Raw genomic sequence first — 18,128 nt, 5'->3', positions numbered from 1 at the left:
CGGACTCTCTTTCTCACCTGACCAAGGAACAGTTCAATGCGTCAAAGGGATTTGAAGTTCACGTTTTCCGTGTTGTCAGGGCAGATGGAGTTCGAGGTCGTAGAGTTCACGCTGGAGGAAGCCGTTTGTGAACCTTTTCGACTCAGCATCGAGTTGGCCAGCCACAACCCGAACATCGATTTCGGCAAGGTTCTCGATCAGCCCTCACTACTCACGATCTGGCAGGGCGGCACGGTCGTGCGCCATGTCCACGGGCTGGTGTCCAGCTTCACACAAGGCAAAACCGGCTTTCGCCGCACGCGTTATCGCGCCGTTGTCGAACCACAACTCGCTCGCCTCGCCCTGAGTTCCAACTGGCGTATTTTTCAGCAGAAAAACGTGCCGGACATCATCAAGTCCGTGTTGAGCGAGCACGGCATCCTCGACTATCAGCAACACATCAACAGCGAACATTTGCCGCGCGAATACTGTACGCAGGTCGGCGACACCGACTTGTACCTGTTCGATCGGCTGTCCAGTGAAGAAGGCTTGTTCTATTTCTTCAAATGCAATGAAAGCACTCACACGCTGATCCAGGGCGACAAACTCTATGTGCAGGAGCGTATTCAAGGCGCTCCGGTGCTCTACACCACTGAACCTGCAGCGGATGCCACGCAACCCGTCCTCTATGCGTTCAGTTACACCGAGAACGTCCGCACGGCCGAGCAGACCCAACGCGACTACACCTTCAAGCGCCCGACCTTCGACCAGCAGCAGAACTTCGCCGGCGATGATTTGCAACATCAAACGCCTAACTACGAACGCTATGACTATCCGGGCCGCTACAAGGCCACCGCTGCCGGTAAACCCTTCACCCAGAATCGCTTGCTGGGGCACCGTGGCGACGCGCGGATCGCCGTTGTCGAAGGCGACGATCCGCGCCTGATCCCGGGTTTCTCTTTCCAGCTCACCGGCCACCCCCGAGAAGATTTCAATCGCTGGTGGCGCTCGCTGAGGATCACTCACAAGGGCATCCAGCACGCCAGTCAAGAAGAAGAGTCCGCCGGTGCCGATGTCGGCGTGAGTTATGACTTTGTCGCAGAGATCGTTTGCGAAGAAACCGAATGGCGCACCCCGCCGATGCCCAAACCGATTGTCGACGGGCCGCAAATTGCGACGGTGACCGGGCCGGACGGGGAAGAGATCTACACGGATGAATTTGGTCGGGTAAAAGTCCAGTTCCCATGGGACCGGGAAGGCAAGAACAACGAATTCAGCTCCTGCTGGGTGCGCGTGGCGCAGAACTGGGCGGGCGCGGACTGGGGCCATATGGCGATCCCGCGCATCGGCCAGGAGGTCATCGTCGATTACCTGGACGGCGACTGCGATCAGCCGATCATTACCGGTCGCACGTACCGGGCAACGAACATGCCGCCTTACCAACTGCCCGATCACAAGATTCTCAGTACCATCAAAAGCAAGGAATACAAGGGCACTCGGGCCAACGAACTGCGCATTGACGACACTACCAAGCAGATCAGTGCCGCCTTGATGAGTGATCACGGCAGCACCGCATTGCATCTGGGTTACCTGACGCATCCGCGGCCAAGCGGTGGTGAGCCGCGCGGCGAAGGTTTCGAGTTGCGCACCGACGAACACGGCGCGCTGCGGGCGGCCAAAGGTCTGCTGCTCAGTACCGAGGAGCAAATGAACGCCAGCGGCGGCCACCTCAATCGCGGCTCGGTCATACAGGTACTGGAAGCGGCGTTGAAACTGGCCAAGGACTTGGGGGACTACGCCCAGGACAACCAGGGTGTCGGCCATGACAAGGCACCGCAGAAAACCCTCAGCGATGCGGTTCGCGACCTGGGCAACGGCGCGAACGACGAGTCGGGCAAGACCAACGGTGGCAATCCGGCGATTGCCATGAGCGGTGAAGCCGGCATTGCGGCGGCATCCCCCAAGAGCATCACGGTGGCAGCGGGTGAGCATATCGACACCATTGCCCAACAGAATCAGCAACAGACCTCGGGGCAGAAGTTTGTGCTCAATGCCGGGAGCGACCTGGGGATGTTTGCCCACAGCGGCGAAATGCGCCAGATCACCCACCAGGGCCCAATGCTGTTGCAGGCGCAGAAAAACAACATCCGCCTGGAGGCGGATCAGAGTGTGGAAGTCAGCGCGAGCAACCAGCATGTGCTGGTGTCGGCCAAAGAGCACATCACCCTGATGTGTGGCGGGGCCTACATCACCCTCAAGGGCGGCAATATCGAACTGGGCATGCCCGGCAACCTGATCGTCAAAGCGGCCAAGCACAGCCTGCTCGGTGCGACCAGCCTGGAAGCCGAACTGCCGAAATTCAAAGTCGGCGATACCCAGCGACGCTTCATGCTCAAGCAGATCGACGGGACGTCGGCGATGCCCAACATGCCGTACAAAATAACCCTGTCCGATGGCGAAGTGGTCGAAGGCGTGACGGATGCTCAGGGCGCCACACAGTTGCTGCAGAAAGATGTGATGAGCATTGCCAACGTCGCCATGCTCAAGCCGCCCGCCCCCGCAGCGGCAGGCGCGGCGGGAGGAGGCGCAGGGGCAGCCGCCAGTGCGGCCGGTGCTGGTGCTGCTGACGAGGCGGAGGAAGTTGTGCAGTTTTTTGAATTCAAGGATGACCAGGGTGGTCCCGCACCACACCACTTCAAGGTGATGTTCGCCGGGGAAGTCGTGGCCGAGGGATCCGGTGATCGCACGCCTGACTTCCCTGCTGACATGGAGCTGGAGCTGGAGTCGTGGCCGGTAAAGGAGACACAAAATGCCTGATCTCATCACGCCACAGGTGCGCAAACTCGCGGCCATCGGATATGGCGAAGCCTCGACGGACAACAATCCGCAGGAAGTCCGCGGCATTTGCTTTACGGTGACCAACCGTATGCGCGCGTGGGGGCTGGCCGACGTCGCCAGCCTGCTCAAGGAGACCGGGGACAGTTATATCGTTGCAGCGCGGGGCAAGAATGAGCGTTACAACCAACTCATGGCGGCTTCGGAAGCGGACATCAATGCAGATCCGAACATGCGCTCGGCAGTGGAGAGTGCGCGGGATGCTCTCGCCCAGCGCGGCAATGATCCCTCCAATGGTGCTTACTGGTGGGATGGCATCGATATCAAGGATTCGACCAACCCCCGACACTCGGACGGGTTCCACTACGGCTCCCCCTCGCACAACATTTTCGGTGTTGCGCAAGTCTCGAAGCCGGAAAAAATCACCTACTGGAAGCAGCTCAACAAAAAGACCAACACCATGGTCAATGTCCGCGAGCGGGGGCGTTATAACCACGTATACCGGTCCACTGCCGCCATCGGCAAAACGATCTTCTGGACCACCAATCCGGAGTACATCAAGGCAACCGGCGCCAAGGAATATCGATGAGCAAACTCACCCGTTGTCTGAGCCTGTTTCTCGTTGCGGGCCTGCCCTTTCTGGCGCAGGCCGCCCCGGTACAGTTCACCGATTACCGTGCGTTCTATCGGTCGCTGGGCGACAACCTGTTCGCCGGAGACGGCAGCGAGCTGGCCAGGCCTTGCTCTGAATCGCCAAGGCATTGCCTGTGGGTCAACGCCATGCGCCCGGCATTTGAACGTTTTGAGGATGCGCAGTGGAGCGCGCCCGACGAACTGAAGCTCGACCCGCCCAAAGGCACACCCGTCATTGTCTTTGACGGAGAGGCCCTGACGGTCGGCAAACAACGTTGGCCGCTGCGCGAGGCGGTCAACCTCGCCTCGCCGCAATGGCCCGTCGGTGACCCCATCGATCCGGAAAACGTGGCGACCGCCACGGCTTGGCGCCAAGGCGCCTCAACGTGCCTGGAGTTGCATTACGTCAGCAGTGGCTACGGTAGTCGCTATCCCCTGGTGTTGCTGGTACACGACCAGCATCTCTACGCGTTACCGCGACTTTTCTCATCTTGCTCGGCCATTCGCAAGGCGCCCGGCAATCAGTTCAGCTATCCGGAAAACGCATACCTTGGGGCAGAGCTGGAAAACAATCCGACCGGGCTGCAAGTGGATTACCGGGTACCCCAAGCAAAAAAACCGGTGGTGCAGTACCTGTTGCACTTCCCGAATCAGGGCGATCCCTTCGTTTTTGAGGCGCAGCGCCGATAGGCGCCAGCGGACAAATCCGTCATGACCTTGCCCCCACGCGCAGACCAATGGAATTTTCAAGGAGGAAATGGGCGATGACTGATCCTACCCAGCCGAAAAAGATCGCTTCCAGCCAATCGATCACCATGCCCAGCGGTGGCGATATCCACCTGATTCCACCACCACCGAAGCCCTGTGTGACGATCCTCGTGCACGGCGTCAACGACCTGGCGGGTTGCTACGCACGTATTGAGCAGGGGCTGTGCGCGGGGTTGAACGAACGCCTCGATATGCCACGTACCTTCCCCAACGGCGCGAACAACCCGGGATACCTGTTGCCGGCCAGCTACAGTGTGCCCGACGATGATGACGGCAAGGCCATTAACCCTGACGCCGTGTACTTTCGTCGCAAGTCAGGAACCACTAGCGAGGGATGCCAGCCGCGCAGTGTGGTAGTGCCATTCTATTGGGGGTTTCGCGAGGAAGAGGCGTTCATTCAGAAAGACGAGAAGCACGGTCAGTGGCTGGATCGAGACGGCAACCGCCTGGACAAGGCCGGTACCAAGGAAGGCGGCCAGTTCGCCAACGCCACCACCAACCTGCCGGATATGTGGGGCAAGGGTTTCAACGGCATGCTGCTCGGCTTCATCTCGCTGAACAAAATCGGCGGCACCATGACCCACCCGTTGTTTTCAGCCGCCGGTCGGCGCTACATGGTGCTGGCTGCCATGCGCCTGGCCATGTTGATCAAGATCATTCACAAACGTCATCCGAACGATACGATCAACGTGGTTGGCCACAGTCAGGGCACGCTGCTCACGCTGTTGGCCCATGCTTTCCTCAAAGAAGACGGTGCCAGACCCGCCGATGGCGTGGTCATGCTCAACTCACCCTACAGCCTGTTTCAGCCCAATATGGATAAAGTCCAGAAATTGGGCGGTCAGCAAACGACCGGCGCACGCATCGCTACGCTCAACGGCATCTTGCAATTCATCGCGGGCAGCCCTAATCCGGTGCCAGCTCTATCGGGCGTAGCCCTGAAAAACAAACAGGGCTACGGCGCGATTGGCGGACCTGGCTGGACGGGTACATCAGCATGTCAAACCACGATCCGTGGAGAAAAAATCACCTTCAATGAACGTGACAACCGCGGCTGCACTTTTCTCTATTTCACCCCTCAGGATCAGGTTGTGGGCCTGAAGAACGTCCAGGGTATCGGTTGGCAGGGTATCGGCGAGGAGGTCGATGGCCAGCCCGCGCGCAAGATCCTTCCGCAACGTTTCCATCAACGGGTATTTACCCTGCGCAAACGTAAAGGCGAAAAAGAACCCGTCGGTAAACATGTGCCTCCTTACGTCTACCTATTGCGCCAGGACAGTGAGCAACCATGGGAAGACACCGGACTGGGCTTCATGGACCGGATACCCAATGGTAGCCTGGACAAGGGCGCCAGCGTGGTATTGACCGCACCTCAATTACCGGTACCGGGTGACGTGAACTTTGCTAACGACGGCGTCGTCACCGCCCCTGGAGAGCAATCAAAAAGCGGGGTGTACCAGGTCAAGGACAAACTGGATCCTGTCGATGCTTCGATCGGCGTGGCCAATGGAGGCTGGGAGCCAGAAAACCCACGCCGCAGCCGTCAGGAGACCATGGAAGAGGCCTTGGCTTTCCAATATGGACAAGACATCAAGAGCGTTGAAGAGGCCCGCAACAAGGGCAAGGACGCCTCGCAGTGGGCTCATGTGTTTGCCGCTCGGTCTCAAGGCAATGGCATGGTTCTGATCACTCGCGGGGAAACGCCTTATGAGGCGCGGCTACGTCTCCAAGGCGAGGAGTACTCGGAAGCTCAGTCCTTTCACTCATCCATTCCCAACAACCCTGAACATAGCCGACAAGTGCTGGCCTATGACGTGGCAATTGGTGCAGGTGAGAGCGTTGATGATGCGACCTTTTATGCGTATCTGTGTCGTGTTGCGGATTGGCGGCTGGATTGTGGGAGCACCCGCGCCAAAGGCAGGGCCCAGGCTGACGCGGAATTACAGAGTGACGGACCGGATGATGATGTGGAGGCGCTTTATCTTCAGGATGAAAACAAACCACTGATCGACGCCACGGTGATCTATCGAAAGAGTGGCAAGCTGCCTGACGCTGTGAAGGATCAAATGCCCGCATTGGTGGCCACGCAGACGCGAACTGAACTAAAGAATGGCGAGCCCATTCGTTTTGGCGGTGTCCCTTGATGCGCGAGCTATTTACGTACCTGTCTTTCACCAGCCTTCTGCTGACCAGCCATCTGGCTCAATCGGCTGAACATTTATTGACGGCTAGCCGTTGCTTTGTCAGCCCGGCTTCGCCCGTGGCTTCCTATACTTCGGCCAAGGAGGCCGCCGCCATGCCTGCTGATACTCGTTACCGCGCCCCTGCCACTTCGCCTCGCCTGGAAACACTCGATGTGCTCAGCATCGGAATGAGCCTTGACGTTTACCGCCAAGGCCAGGCCTGGCAAACCCTGCAAGAACAAAATGCCAAACAATCCGAAGCCCTGCACGTCGGCAGCATCCTGCCCATGGACCCGAAGAAGTACCCGGTAACCGCCGATGACAAGGATGCCGCCTCTGAGAAGAGGGAGGCAGATGCCTTGGAGTTGGGCTTGCGCGATTTCCTGGAGAAATGGCCCATTCCGACCGTGACCGTGGTTCGTGGCTGGAAACCCGATACACCGAATCTGCGCTTTACGCCTGAAAGAACCCGGAAAAGCCTGTCGGTGATGGTCAATGACCTGCGCGGCCCCGCCGGGTTGCACTGGCATCGCATTCGTAATATGCAGGACGGAATTGTCTGCAGTGATACCCCCGAAGATTTACTGGAGACGTTGTTCCAGACCTTCGAGCACAATCCAGATTTGCCGGCACTGCTGGTCTACGCCAATGAAGGCTTCAACATGGCCTTGGCGTTGAGCACGAAAGGTAATAAACCCATCGGCCTCGGCACCGGGCCACGACAACCCGGCGAACTCACCGACTCAATGGTCGCCTTGGTCGTCGGCCGTCCCGAGCGCGTGGAATGGCTGCGTTATTACGCCCAGTTCGCGAAGGTGAACGAGAACAAGATCGACCCGGAATTCTCCGGTTGGGGCGCACGTAAACCAACTGTGGAGTTCCAACCGTCGGAGTTCATTCCTCAACCATGGACTCAACGCGCTTTCGAGCAATGGGACGCGCTGCCCGTGCTGGCCAAACTGCATCGACCAGTCACCGTGTCGCTGCTACGGCCTGACAACGGAGAACGCCTCAAGCGCGAAGCCTTGACCGTCAAACTGGCCGCAGGCTGGAAAAGCGCTACTGACGGGCTCCCTCAAAAACCGGCTCGAGTTTTCTTTGATGGTGGCTTGAACACCACACCTCTGGCTGAACTGCTGCCAGCGCTCACCGCCGCGCACAGTCCGCTAGACCTGCTCGATTCGCGCGAGAGCTACGATTTGACCCAGCGCTTGGGCGACACTGGCTCGGCGTCTCCGTTTGTCGGCCTCACCCTGGCAACGATGGCCAGTTATCTGAACGCGGACACCAGCGTGGTCATTCCGATGCGCCGCCCTGACCAGGCAACGATCATTGCCGTGACCTCGCCAACGCCCGGCAAAAAGCCTTCAGGCAATGATCATTTCGGCGTCAACCTGATGCCACAGACCGCGAGCACCGAGGAGCCGCCAGCCGCACCGAATGCCCATTCGGCGCCAAAAATGCATGTCATTGAACAGGATCACACGCTGGAAGAATTCCTCGCCGACCAGAAACCGAAAACCAACTGGATGGACGATCTCTAGGAGGCCTGCTGCCATGGACATCATTCGGCTCGGCGACTCCACCAGTCATGGTGGCACCGTTCTTGAAGCTTTCAACCAGTCGGACCTGAACGGCAAACCCATGTCCGGTGTTGGTCATAAGGTGGTTTGCCCACTGTGCAAAGGGGTTTTCCCGATCACGCAGGGCAGCGCCCTGTTGGATGTCGGCGGCATCGCAGTGGCGCTTCACGGGATGAAAACCGCGTGCGGCGCCAGCCTGATTGCCAGCAACCCCAAGGGCGAAGCTGCAAGTTGAAAACGTGGGCGCTCTTTGCGCCAGCGGTGCTGCCCGGGAAGCAGGCTGGATCAACGGTTCTTGTTCATCCCCGACCAGAGCAGCGAGGGCAGCGTCCGTGAGTCCAGCAACGCTTCATCAGCCGTAACCAGACGCGGGAGAACATGCCAGGGATGGTTGGCACTGCGGTGATGATGCAGGTGCAGATTGATGTGATAAGGCCAAATGAAAAACCGCCCTGCGCACCCGACTTTCCAGGCATATGTCCACTCCCGCCAACCGGGGGTCATGTCCGGCCCGCCGCTGTGCTCGGCGATGCTACGGATTTTCTGCAACAGGGTGCCCAGCGTGGCCAGTGGCACCAACCAGAAAAAAACAACCAACAAGATCGTCTGGGCCGACGTCTGCCAAGCGATGAAAGATAAAAGGACCAGCCAGATCACACCGGCTGCCAATGCCGGCCGGGTCATCTTCGGGGATGCTCCGCCCGCAGCCTTGTAGGCGCGCAGATTGCGCAGCGTGTTGATCAACAACAGATCCCCGAGCAATTGTCGCAGCAACAATTTGCCGCTCAGTGGACGGAAATCCCAAGGCTGGCGGTGATACAAAAAGCGGCGCTCCGGGTCATTGGCGGTTCCGGTCTGTTGATGATGTTCGAGGTGCAGGGGCCGATAGAATTCCACCGGGACCATTCCCGGCACACCGATTGCCAGGTTGATCAGAAAGTCGTTGAGCGTGCGATGACGGGTCAGGTGATAGTGCGTCGCGTCGTGGTACAGGATGAACAGCGCATGTTGGCGCGCGGCAATCACCACGAAGGCCACGCCATACAGGCGCCAGTCCCCCACGTACAGGGCGATGCGCAACGTGACGATGATGCACAGCCATTCCAGCAGGATCGCCGCCATGCTGCGCAGATCCACTTTCAGGCGCTTGAGCATGACGGTGAACAGGCCTGCCAAGCCGCCAATCGCAGCGCCATACACCACGTCGAGCAGCACGTGCTGGCCCGTCGTCAACACGGTAATCCCCAGCACCACGCTCCACAGACTGAAGAGCCAGGCCGTACGGACGCGCAGGCAAGCGAGGACAACGCTGATCGCCACCGGCAAAGCCACGTGCCCACTGGGCGAGGCGGCCAGCGGTGAGTCGAGTTGGTAGAACCACGTGAGCCACTGCGACGAGTTCTCCGGACGCTCGATCATGGTTGGCCAGAACAAGTGGCTCAGCAGGCAGGTTCCGGACGCCACGGCCGCCGCAAAAAAAGCGGGCAACAGCCATTCGCGGCGCCGCCCCAGTAGCACCAGTGCCGGCATGATCAATACATAGCTCAGGTACAGCGGCAAGGTGTAAGGCAGTCGAGCAATGTGCGCGTCAAAACCTGTCGGTTGAATCACCCGCACCGCGCCCATCGGATAGTGCGTGACGAGAAAATACAGCGCGCCAGTGACGACGGTGTAGATCACCAGCCAGAGGAAGGGTCGCGTCACGATCGAAGTATCAAAGTGATGACTGACAAACGTGGATGACATGAATAAGGCGCCTGATAGTTTAGAACAAACTCAATTTTTCGTACCGCCATGAACGGCGATTTCTGCTCGGTTATTCAAGGTTTGCACCTTCAGAAAATGACAGCGACGAAAGGAAGTCTACGTTGCATTGACCCTTTCAACTCGCCAAACTCCAGACATCTTGCTTGCGATGCCGAGGATCTCCATGCGTTTGAGCGCAACGTCAGTTGAATGCTCCGATCTGCATCCACATGAAATCAATCGGATGTTCGAGATTTATTCCGCCTCCTACTGCGACATCTCTCGCCCGCAATTTGATCAGGATTTGCAGGACAAGACTCATTGCATCGTGTTGCGTTGCGCGGATCAGACTATCGTCGGTTTCACCACACTCAAACGCTATGAGCGCACGTGGTGCGGGCAATCGATCAGGGTGATTTTTTCCGGCGACACTATCATTGACCGCGAACACTGGGGCAGCCAGCAACTGGCTTTCGCGTGGATGCGCCTGGCCGGTGAGATCTGGCAGGAGCAGCCTGACGTTCCGCTGTACTGGTTTCTGATCTGCAAGGGTCACCGCACCTACCGTTATCTGGCCGCCATGGCGTTGAACTACGCCCCCCGCGCTGGCGTGGTGACGGACCCTGCGGTTAAGGCACTGGCGGATTATCTGGCAGTGGATCGTTTCGGCGAGGCCTATGATCCCGCAACGGGCGTGCTGTCTTTCACAGTGCCACAAGGTCGCTTGACGACCGAGCTGGCACACGTCCCCGCCCCTCACCTGCGCCTGGAAAACGTCGCGTATTTTCTACAGCAGAATCCTCGTTATGCGTCGGGCGATGAGCTGGTCTGTCTATGTGAATTACACCCCGAAAACCTTCGGCCATTGGCGCTGCGTCTGTTTGCCGCCGTGCAACCATGCTGATCCGCCAGGCCAGTGCGGCGGACAATCGGCAGTTGCTCGATTTTCAGGCGCAGCGGGCCATGCAGGGTGGTTTGCCAATGCGCTTCGATCGCGGGCCGGACTACTTTGCGCTGCACCGTTGTCATGCCAGCGACCATCGCACCTGGCTGGCCGAGAACGAAACCGGTGATCTGAAGGGCATCGCCAGCCTGGTGGTGCGTGAGGGCTATCTTCAGGGCGACATTCAGCCCGTGGCCTATCTGGGTGACCTGCGGCTGGTGCCTGACCGACGCCTGTCGCTGTCGTGGATGGCCGAGGTCAAAGTCCGTCTTGCAGCACTGGCCGGTGAAACGGGGGTGCAGCACGCCTATTGCTGTGTCATCCGCGACAACCGTCTCGCCACCCAGTCACTGCTCGGCGGACGGCGCGCCAATCCACTCGGGCTGGCGCACTGGCGGGGCTACAGCAACGTCGCCGTGTATGCCCAGCGTGGCTGGGGAAGCACCCCGCGAACGCCGGAGCACGTGCGCATCGTGCAAGCGCAGCCGTGTCACGCCGACGCACTTCGCGCGTTTCTAGACCGGGAATCGGCAGATCAGCCCTTCGGCAACGTCTTCAGTGAGGCGCTGTTTGCCAGGCGCCTGGAGACTTGGCCGGACTTCGGCCTCTCGTCATTTCTGCTGGCACTGGACACCCGAGACAACCTGCTGGGCTGCGTCGCGCCCTGGGATGCCGGGCGGATCAAACGCGTGGTGGTTGAGACTTTGCCGCTGACCCACCAGGCCCTGCGCCTCGCGTTCAACACCTGTGCGCCGCTGTTGGGGCGCCCCGCCATTGCAGCGCCCGGCGAGGCGCTGCGCGACGTTTACCTGACCCATTTGCACGTCCGACAACGCGACCCGCAGATTTTTGCGGCACTGCTGGACGCGACGTGGATGCGCGTTCGCGGTCAGTACGCGTTGATGCAACTATGCCTGTATGACCATGACCCATTCTGGCTGGCCATGAAGCGCTATCGCGCCGTGTCCATAGCCATGGACTTGTACACGGCGCCTTGTGTGGGCAATGCCACGGCGTTGACGCCGCAGGATGCCGAGCGCATCCCAGGGTTTGAAATCTATCTCGTCTGAGCGCAACCGTGCAGGACATCCAATAGCGTCAACCAGAAACGCGTGGCGTCAAAGCCACCGCCGCCCAGCACCGGTTGACCATGGTCGAGCCGGGGCAGGCAGATCTGCGGCATGCCCGCGATGCGTTGATGTTCGAGGTAAAACTGGCCGTCATGGGCCCAACCCGGTCGTCGCGCATTGAGGCGAGCATGATGGGTATCGAAGCGCGAACTGGGGACGGCGCTCCAACTGATCACGTGCAGACATTGCACGTCGGCGGGCAAATGTTTGAGCAGGTCGCTGATGTGCGGGTCGCGCAGACTGCTGATATCCCGTGCGCCAGCGGCCACCCAACGGGTTTTTGCCAACACCCGGCGAAGGCGATCAAACGGGTAGTCGAGGTTCGACTGCCCTGCGCTGCAAGTCAACACGTCATCGATGACTGTGGACGGACCTGTCGGTGGTTGCACCAGCACCACACCGTCACACGCCTGACTCAACCGTTTGTCCTCTGCCAATGCCGCGAGCGCGTCAAGCCCACCCTTGCTGTGCGCCAACACGACAAATCGCTGCCCCTGCCTGAGTCGGGCCGTCAGCACCTGACTGATATGTCGACCTTGCGCCATGACGCCCCGAGAGGAACGCACAGGCATACGCAAAACCGGATAGCCCCGGCGCCGCAACGTCCGCGCGCAATCCTGAAAACAGCCGGGCAACCATTCGGAAAACAGCCCGGCCACCAGTACCACCAACGTGTCCTGGGAAAGGTTGAGCGTGGGCTTGGGCCAGGAAGCGATAAATTGCTCCGTGCAGTCCAGCAATGCGTCGGGCGCGACGAATTCGGTTGCCGGAAAATGCCGTGACCACTCGGCAAATCCCTCAGGTGTCCAGGCGGGGGTCATCGCCGAAGGCCCTTTCATGGTGTGCGCCCAGTGTATTCGTCGAGGGTTTGCCGCGCCGTTGCCAACGCTTCACGGGTGTCGAGATGGTTGGGGTGAAACCCCGGAATGAACCAGGCCAGCCATTTCGGAAACACACGGATCAGTGGGCCGGGTCGGACGAATAACCATCCGAGCAAACGCAGCCATTCGCGCCCGTTGCGACGCTGCCCATCATTGCTTGCCAGTCGGTAAATGAAATACAGGACATCGATGGCAAAGTAGCCCGTCATGATCAGCATGACCCCGCAACGCATCAGGTATCGCCGCAGCGGATTGCTCACTACCACGCCCAGCACATCGTAGGCGACGGCCTTGTGTTCGGTTTCTTCGATCGCATGCCAGCGCCACAGCATGGCCATCTTGGTATCGGCGCCTTCAAGGATCGCGGGATGACGCAAGAGTTGATCGGAGAGGATCGCGGTGAAATGTTCCAGGCTGGCCGTCATGGCCAGGCGCATCACCGGGGAAAATTTGTTGCCCACCTCCTGGCGGCGCATCAGCAGTTGTTCCAGCGCATCAATCGGGGCGCCTTGTGCCGCGAGTAGCTGGTTATACGAACGATGTTCGCGGATATGCGACGCTTCCTGATAAACGAACGCGTCAACGGCCTGGGCCAGCGCCGGATCTTCGTCGATCGCCTTCCGAAAGTGCACGACACTGTCGATGAAGAGTTTTTCGCCAAGTGGAAACATGATCGACAGGCCATCGAAAAAGCGTGTTACATGAGGCCAGCCACGGTACCAATAGCGAGGAACCTGCTCATCAAGTGCAAACCGCAGGGTACGCCGGGGGATGTCTGCACTTACGGATTTTGTCAGCGAGCGTCTGCTGAAAAGGCGTTTTAGATACGACATAAAGTTTTCTGCGGTTCCTCATCGCTCCGCCGCGTCAGCATTTGATCGTTAGCAAAGCGGTCAGGACGGTATACTTTTTCGACTCGAGCATTCTCAAGGACCCCATATGCGCAGTTCCAGTGACATTTCGCAAATGCGTCGTTTCGACGTGGGCAATCTGTGTGTTCTGGCACTGCAGACGCTGGTTTGGGGTATGACCCTGACGTGGCTGTCCCACACCGATGCGGGCGGGCTCAAATGGCTGGTGCTCATTCCGTTTTGTCTGGTCATGCAAGGCGTCTTCTCGATGATGCACGAGTCCTTTCATGGACTAGCGCACAGTCGCAAAAAACTCAACTACTTTGTCATGTGGTGGGCTTCTACCCTGTTTGGTGCTTCGGCCACGCTGATCCATATCAATCACCTGGGTCATCACGTCCGCAATCGCACACGCGCAGAGCTGGCCGACTTTGCAGTTGCGGGTGAGTCGCTGTGGCGCAAACGAATCGAGTACTACTTCGCGGTGCTGGGCGGTATCTGGTTGGCGGCGTTTATCGGCAGTCTTTTATTGCCGGTGCTGCCGGCGCGCATCACGGACAAGTGGTCGCAAACCGCAGAGGTCAACACCTATGCCGCAGCCTTCAAGGACTTCTCCAGCGCCGACTTCAAACGAATCCGCTACGAAGTCATTGCCGGTGTCGCCGCGTGGTTATTGATCGGGCTGTTGCTGGGGTGGACGTGGCACGTTGTGCTCATCACCTATAGCGCTTTTGCATTTTCCTGGTCGTCGCTGCAGTGGGTGTACCACATGCGTACGCCGCTGGATGTCGTCGAGGGCGCCTATAACATGCGCGCCCCGCGACTGGTTCGCTGGGCGTTTCTGAACTTCAACTACAACCTCACTCATCATCGGCACTCGGCCATGCATTGGCAGCAAATGCATGAGGCCTCCAACCTGAAGGAAACCCGGCCACTCTGGTATGGCTGGCTGCTGGTTTTCCTGCCGCCCCAGCGGTTACCCGATGACTTGACGCAACTGGACAAGACCTACTTCTGATGAGCGCCAACATGGATGTCAAACGCGCGCTGTGGCAGACCTTCCTCGAGCACGCCAAGCCGACACTCGATCAATGGCACGCGCAACTCGAGCAACCGCAAGCAACGCAAGAACGCTTATTGCAGCGCCTGCTCGAAACCAATCGTGATTGCGCATTCGGCCGCGCCCACCACTTTGCCCGACTGCAGGACTCGTCGCAGTTTCGCGATAACGTACCGGTCCACACCTACGCACAACTGCAGCCGTGGATCGAGCGCGCTCAACATGAATCCGCAGCGATTCTGACCACCGCCACACCGCTGTTTTTCGAGCGTACGAGCGGCAACAGCGCGCTGCAAAAAGCGATTCCCTATACGCGCGCCTTCCTCGCAGAAATGCACAGCGCGCTGACCGTGTGGCTCGCCGACATGCATCGCCAGGTGCCGGGCATCAGTCATGGCTCGAGTTATTGGTCGATGTCGCCGCCCCTGCAAATGCCCGTCGCCGGGCCCAATGGCATTTGTCTCGGCTCGGCCAGTGATCTGGAGTATTTGAGCGGCAGTCATCTGGCCGGTCTGGCAGGGACGTTGCTGATTCCAGAGTTTAACGGTGCACTGTCGCAATGGCGCCGCCAGACCCTGCTGGCCTTGCTGGCCGATGCTGATTTGAGCTTTATCAGCGTATGGAGCCCGACCTTTCTGACCAGCCTGTTACAGCCACTGTTCGACGCCGAAACACCCGAACAGTTGCAGACGTTTGCATGGCTGGAGGCCGCGCTCCCCGCGCCGCGCCGCTCGGCGTTACGCCGCGCGCGCGCCCAGGGTGACTGCAGCGAGTTATGGCCACGCCTGGCCGCCGTCAGTTGCTGGATGGAAGGTCCGAGTCGTCATTACTTCACGCAACTGGCCGCGCGTTTTCCGCAGGCGCAGTGGCTACCAAAAAGTCTGTTTGCCACCGAAGGCGTCGTGAGTGTTCCCTTCGGCGACGGACCGGGTTGCCCGTTGGCGATCGGCAGCCATTATCTGGAATTTCTTTGCGAAGACGGCAGCCTGCGCCACGCTCATTCGTTACGTCTGGGCGAAACGGCGCAGGTGCTGCTGAGCACCGGTGGCGGCTTGTACCGCTACGCTTTGGGCGATCGGGTCCGCGTCGTCGGCATGTCGGGCGCCACGCCACGGGTCGAGTTTGTGGGACGTGCCACGGGGACCAGTGATTTGGTCGGAGAAAAACTCGATGAACACGTCGTGCAGAACCTGTTCGAGCGTTGCCCGACCACCCAGGCTGGCGCATGTCTGATCCCCAATGCCTATGCTTCGCCACCGCATTACACGGCGCTGGTGGCGATGTCCCGAGACCTTGATGCCAGTGCTTTGGCGCTGACGATCGAGGCGGCACTGTCCGACGCCTTTCATTACGGCCAGGCACGCCAGCTCGGGCAACTGGGACCGGTGCAGGTGCGCCTGCTCGACGGCGGCGCTGATCAGCTCGCGCAGGTGCTGCAACAGGCGGCGGAGTCGAGCGGCATTCGTGCGGGCGATTTCAAGCCGCGTTCGCTTATCAATCGGCTGGAAACAGCCGAAGCCCTTCTCGCTCTGACGGAAAGCTCATGTCGGCACCTTTGAACAACCTCCTCGAGACGCCCGACGATGGCACCCTCGAACAGTGGTATGTGGCGTGCGCACAGAAAGAACTGCGCAAAAACAAACCTTACCGGGCGAAGATTCTAGGCTTGAACCTGGTGCTTTTCCGCCAGCGTGACGGCCAGGTAGCCGCATTGCTCGACCAGTGCGTGCATCGCGGCACGCGCCTGTCGGCGGGCAAGATTGCCGACGATTGCCTGGTGTGCCCTTATCATGGCTGGCGCTACAACGCTCAGGGGCAAGTGGTGCATATCCCCAGCGTCGGCGAGAAGTCGTGCTCGTCGACATCCCCCGCGTATCGCTACCGCCAGCGTCACTTTGCGGTGCAGGAACAGGACGGACTGGTCTGGGTCTACACCGGCACGGGTGACCCGCAAAGCAAAACCGTGTTCAAGCTCCCGGTCTACGGCGAAAAACCCTGGCAGTCCTATTTCATGATCAACACCTTCGAGGCCGACGTCGGCAGCCTCGTGCAGAACTTCATGGATGTGCCACACACTGTTTTTGTCCACGAGGGTATCTTCCGTTCCAGCAGCGGGCGAACGATGGAAGCCACGCTGGCGTGTAAAGCGCAGAGCATTGAAGTGACGTATCACGACGACGGCGACAAGATCGGTTTGATGGACTGGTTGAGCAACCCAGACGGCGAGCCGCTGGTGCACACCGATCGTTTTTTTGCGCCCAACGTCACCCGCTGCGACTATCGGTGGGGCGAGCGTTCGGCATTCTTCATCATCAGTCAGATCACGCCCATCGATTCGCGCCAGTCGCGCGTCTACACCTACATCGCCTACCGCTTCCGCTTACCTCGCTGGGTACTGGGCCTGTTGCGCCCTTTCATTCATCTGTACACCCACATCGTGATTCGCCAGGACGTGAAAATCATCCAGGCGCACCGCCAAGGCCTCGACAATGTCGCGGATTTCAAACCGTGCAACGTGCAGGCCGATGCCGTTCATATAGGGGTCGAGCAGCTACTGGCCGCCGTAAAACGCGGAGAAGCGTTACCACCAGCACAACGCCGTGAATCGCGGATTCGCTTCGAGCTTTGAGAGCGGACGGTAAACGATTCACTGACGAATAGCGTTCCTCTGATCTTTGTTACAGTGAATGTCGATCGCTCTGCCGTGCTTTCGCACCTGTTGCAAAGTCGGTAAGGTCGGCGCGTTTTCCCTATGCTCGGAGCACCTTATGCCCGCCCCTGTTCTGTCCGGCCCGCAATACCTGCGCGAAGGCCTCAAACTGGTCCTCAGCCCCGGCCTGCGACTGTTCGTGTTGCTGCCGCTGGCCATCAATCTGGTGCTGTTCGTCGGATTGATCTATCTGGCCGGCCACCAGTTCAGCCTGTGGGTCGATACGCTGATGCCCTCGCTGCCCGACTGGCTGAGTTTCCTCAGCTACATCCTCTGGCCCTTGTTCGTGGTGCTGGTGGCGTTGATGGTGTTTTTCAGCTTCACCATGCTGGCCAATATCATCGCCGCGCCGTTCAACGGTTTCCTCGCGGAAAAAGTCGAAGTGGTGGTGCGTGGCACCGATGATTTCCCGGCGTTCAGTTGGGGCGAACTGATCGAGATGATCCCGCGCACCCTCGCCCGGGAAATGCGCAAACTCGGCTACTTCCTGCCACGGGCCATCGGCCTGTTCATCCTCTCGTTCATCCCGGTGGTGAACATCATCGCCGCACCGCTTTGGCTGTTGTTCGGCGTGTGGATGATGGCGATTCAGTACATCGACTACCCGGCGGACAACCACAAACTTGGCTGGAACGAAATGCTCGCCTGGCTGCGGCAGAAGCGCTGGCAGAGTATGAGTTTCGGCGGGATTGTTTATCTGGTGCTGCTGATTCCGCTGGTCAACATCCTGATGATGCCGGCTGCTGTAGCCGGGGCAACGCTGTTCTGGGTGCGTGAGCGTGGTGCCGAGGCACTGGCTCAGGAAAAAGCCTGAGCCTCCAGTCTT

The 18,128-nt window shown here is 59.3% G+C and carries 15 protein-coding genes; 12 read left to right on the top strand and 3 right to left on the bottom strand.

Translation table 11 applies throughout. The annotated features are described in order from the left end of the window. Positions 1–36: 36 nt before the first annotated feature. From ACVVH8_RS04770 to ACVVH8_RS04745, 6 genes are all read left to right on the top strand, one after another. On the top strand, positions 37–2,796 hold the full coding sequence (locus ACVVH8_RS04770; protein ID WP_475228782.1) for a type VI secretion system Vgr family protein: 2,760 nt from the start codon (positions 37–39) through the stop codon (positions 2,794–2,796). Beyond that, entirely contained in the window at positions 2,789–3,403 is a 615-nt protein-coding gene (locus ACVVH8_RS04765) for a hypothetical protein (RefSeq protein WP_103303085.1), read from the top strand. The genes ACVVH8_RS04770 and ACVVH8_RS04765 overlap by 8 nt, the downstream gene beginning before the upstream one ends. Next, positions 3,400–4,137 carry a hypothetical protein gene (locus tag ACVVH8_RS04760; RefSeq protein WP_475228779.1) on the top strand — a complete coding sequence of 246 codons (738 nt, stop codon included), beginning with the start codon at positions 3,400–3,402 and terminating at the stop codon, positions 4,135–4,137. Before ACVVH8_RS04765 ends, ACVVH8_RS04760 begins: the two co-directional genes overlap by 4 nt. Positions 4,138–4,211: 74 nt before the next feature. Beyond that, positions 4,212–6,359 carry a T6SS effector phospholipase Tle3 domain-containing protein gene (locus tag ACVVH8_RS04755; protein ID WP_475228776.1) on the top strand — a complete coding sequence of 716 codons (2,148 nt, stop codon included), beginning with the start codon at positions 4,212–4,214 and terminating at the stop codon, positions 6,357–6,359. Continuing rightward, complete coding sequence (locus tag ACVVH8_RS04750; RefSeq protein ID WP_475231128.1) at positions 6,359–7,942, top strand: type VI lipase adapter Tla3 domain-containing protein; 1,584 nt, start codon at positions 6,359–6,361, stop codon at positions 7,940–7,942. Before ACVVH8_RS04755 ends, ACVVH8_RS04750 begins: the two co-directional genes overlap by 1 nt. Before the next feature lie 13 nt (positions 7,943–7,955). After that, the gene (locus tag ACVVH8_RS04745; protein ID WP_475228773.1) at positions 7,956–8,216 is read left to right on the top strand and encodes a PAAR domain-containing protein; all 261 of its coding nucleotides are present in this window, start codon (positions 7,956–7,958) and stop codon (positions 8,214–8,216) included. Positions 8,217–8,266: 50 nt separating this feature from the next. Here ACVVH8_RS04745 and ACVVH8_RS04740 read toward each other — a convergent pair whose 3' ends face one another. Continuing rightward, positions 8,267–9,727: a fatty acid desaturase gene (locus ACVVH8_RS04740; RefSeq protein ID WP_475228770.1), complete on the bottom strand. Its 1,461-nt coding sequence runs from the start codon at positions 9,725–9,727 to the stop codon at positions 8,267–8,269. A gap of 244 nt (positions 9,728–9,971) precedes the next feature. Here ACVVH8_RS04740 and ACVVH8_RS04735 point away from each other — a divergent pair, with 244 nt between their 5' ends. Together ACVVH8_RS04735 and ACVVH8_RS04730 are read left to right on the top strand one after the other, a co-directional pair. After that, complete coding sequence (locus ACVVH8_RS04735; RefSeq protein ID WP_213028743.1) at positions 9,972–10,631, top strand: hypothetical protein; 660 nt, start codon at positions 9,972–9,974, stop codon at positions 10,629–10,631. Further along, positions 10,625–11,740 carry a hypothetical protein gene (locus ACVVH8_RS04730; RefSeq protein WP_213027572.1) on the top strand — a complete coding sequence of 372 codons (1,116 nt, stop codon included), beginning with the start codon at positions 10,625–10,627 and terminating at the stop codon, positions 11,738–11,740. Before ACVVH8_RS04735 ends, ACVVH8_RS04730 begins: the two co-directional genes overlap by 7 nt. Here the strand turns inward: ACVVH8_RS04730 and ACVVH8_RS04725 are convergent. Further along, positions 11,728–12,621, bottom strand: a complete 894-nt coding sequence (locus ACVVH8_RS04725) for a hypothetical protein (RefSeq protein WP_475231126.1) — start codon at positions 12,619–12,621, stop codon at positions 11,728–11,730. The genes ACVVH8_RS04730 and ACVVH8_RS04725 overlap by 13 nt on opposite strands. Before the next feature lie 14 nt (positions 12,622–12,635). Beyond that, positions 12,636–13,514 (bottom strand): metal-dependent hydrolase, encoded by an 879-nt coding sequence (locus tag ACVVH8_RS04720; RefSeq protein WP_475228768.1) that lies wholly within the window; start codon positions 13,512–13,514, stop codon positions 12,636–12,638. A gap of 106 nt (positions 13,515–13,620) precedes the next feature. Here ACVVH8_RS04720 and ACVVH8_RS04715 point away from each other — a divergent pair, with 106 nt between their 5' ends. From ACVVH8_RS04715 to cysZ, 4 genes are all read left to right on the top strand, one after another. Next, positions 13,621–14,550: a fatty acid desaturase gene (locus tag ACVVH8_RS04715; protein WP_213027570.1), complete on the top strand. Its 930-nt coding sequence runs from the start codon at positions 13,621–13,623 to the stop codon at positions 14,548–14,550. After that, positions 14,550–16,151 carry a GH3 family acyl-acid amido synthetase gene (locus tag ACVVH8_RS04710; protein ID WP_213027569.1) on the top strand — a complete coding sequence of 534 codons (1,602 nt, stop codon included), beginning with the start codon at positions 14,550–14,552 and terminating at the stop codon, positions 16,149–16,151. Before ACVVH8_RS04715 ends, ACVVH8_RS04710 begins: the two co-directional genes overlap by 1 nt. Beyond that, positions 16,136–17,221, top strand: coding sequence for an aromatic ring-hydroxylating oxygenase subunit alpha (locus ACVVH8_RS04705; protein WP_103303095.1), 1,086 nt, complete (start codon positions 16,136–16,138; stop codon positions 17,219–17,221). The genes ACVVH8_RS04710 and ACVVH8_RS04705 overlap by 16 nt, the downstream gene beginning before the upstream one ends. 139 nt (positions 17,222–17,360) lie before the next feature. Beyond that, on the top strand, positions 17,361–18,116 hold the full coding sequence (gene cysZ, locus ACVVH8_RS04700) for a sulfate transporter CysZ (protein WP_103303096.1): 756 nt from the start codon (positions 17,361–17,363) through the stop codon (positions 18,114–18,116). Positions 18,117–18,128: the final 12 nt, after the last annotated feature.

The sequence above is a fragment of the Pseudomonas trutticola BRTCR10 genome, assembly GCF_056155105.1.
The sequence above is the reverse complement of the archived record's forward strand: the minus strand, read 5'-3'. Positions and strand labels throughout refer to the sequence as shown.

Coding starts and splice junctions, on each gene's coding strand:
- ACVVH8_RS04770 (WP_475228782.1), top strand. CDS start 37: ATGCGTCAAAGGGATTTGAAGTTCACGTTTTCCGTGTTGTCAGGGCAG.
- ACVVH8_RS04765 (WP_103303085.1), top strand. CDS start 2,789: ATGCCTGATCTCATCACGCCACAGGTGCGCAAACTCGCGGCCATCGGA.
- ACVVH8_RS04760 (WP_475228779.1), top strand. CDS start 3,400: ATGAGCAAACTCACCCGTTGTCTGAGCCTGTTTCTCGTTGCGGGCCTG.
- ACVVH8_RS04755 (WP_475228776.1), top strand. CDS start 4,212: ATGACTGATCCTACCCAGCCGAAAAAGATCGCTTCCAGCCAATCGATC.
- ACVVH8_RS04750 (WP_475231128.1), top strand. CDS start 6,359: ATGCGCGAGCTATTTACGTACCTGTCTTTCACCAGCCTTCTGCTGACC.
- ACVVH8_RS04745 (WP_475228773.1), top strand. CDS start 7,956: ATGGACATCATTCGGCTCGGCGACTCCACCAGTCATGGTGGCACCGTT.
- ACVVH8_RS04740 (WP_475228770.1), bottom strand. CDS start 9,727: ATGTCATCCACGTTTGTCAGTCATCACTTTGATACTTCGATCGTGACG.
- ACVVH8_RS04735 (WP_213028743.1), top strand. CDS start 9,972: ATGTTCGAGATTTATTCCGCCTCCTACTGCGACATCTCTCGCCCGCAA.
- ACVVH8_RS04730 (WP_213027572.1), top strand. CDS start 10,625: ATGCTGATCCGCCAGGCCAGTGCGGCGGACAATCGGCAGTTGCTCGAT.
- ACVVH8_RS04725 (WP_475231126.1), bottom strand. CDS start 12,621: ATGACCCCCGCCTGGACACCTGAGGGATTTGCCGAGTGGTCACGGCAT.
- ACVVH8_RS04720 (WP_475228768.1), bottom strand. CDS start 13,514: ATGTCGTATCTAAAACGCCTTTTCAGCAGACGCTCGCTGACAAAATCC.
- ACVVH8_RS04715 (WP_213027570.1), top strand. CDS start 13,621: ATGCGCAGTTCCAGTGACATTTCGCAAATGCGTCGTTTCGACGTGGGC.
- ACVVH8_RS04710 (WP_213027569.1), top strand. CDS start 14,550: ATGAGCGCCAACATGGATGTCAAACGCGCGCTGTGGCAGACCTTCCTC.
- ACVVH8_RS04705 (WP_103303095.1), top strand. CDS start 16,136: ATGTCGGCACCTTTGAACAACCTCCTCGAGACGCCCGACGATGGCACC.
- cysZ (WP_103303096.1), top strand. CDS start 17,361: ATGCCCGCCCCTGTTCTGTCCGGCCCGCAATACCTGCGCGAAGGCCTC.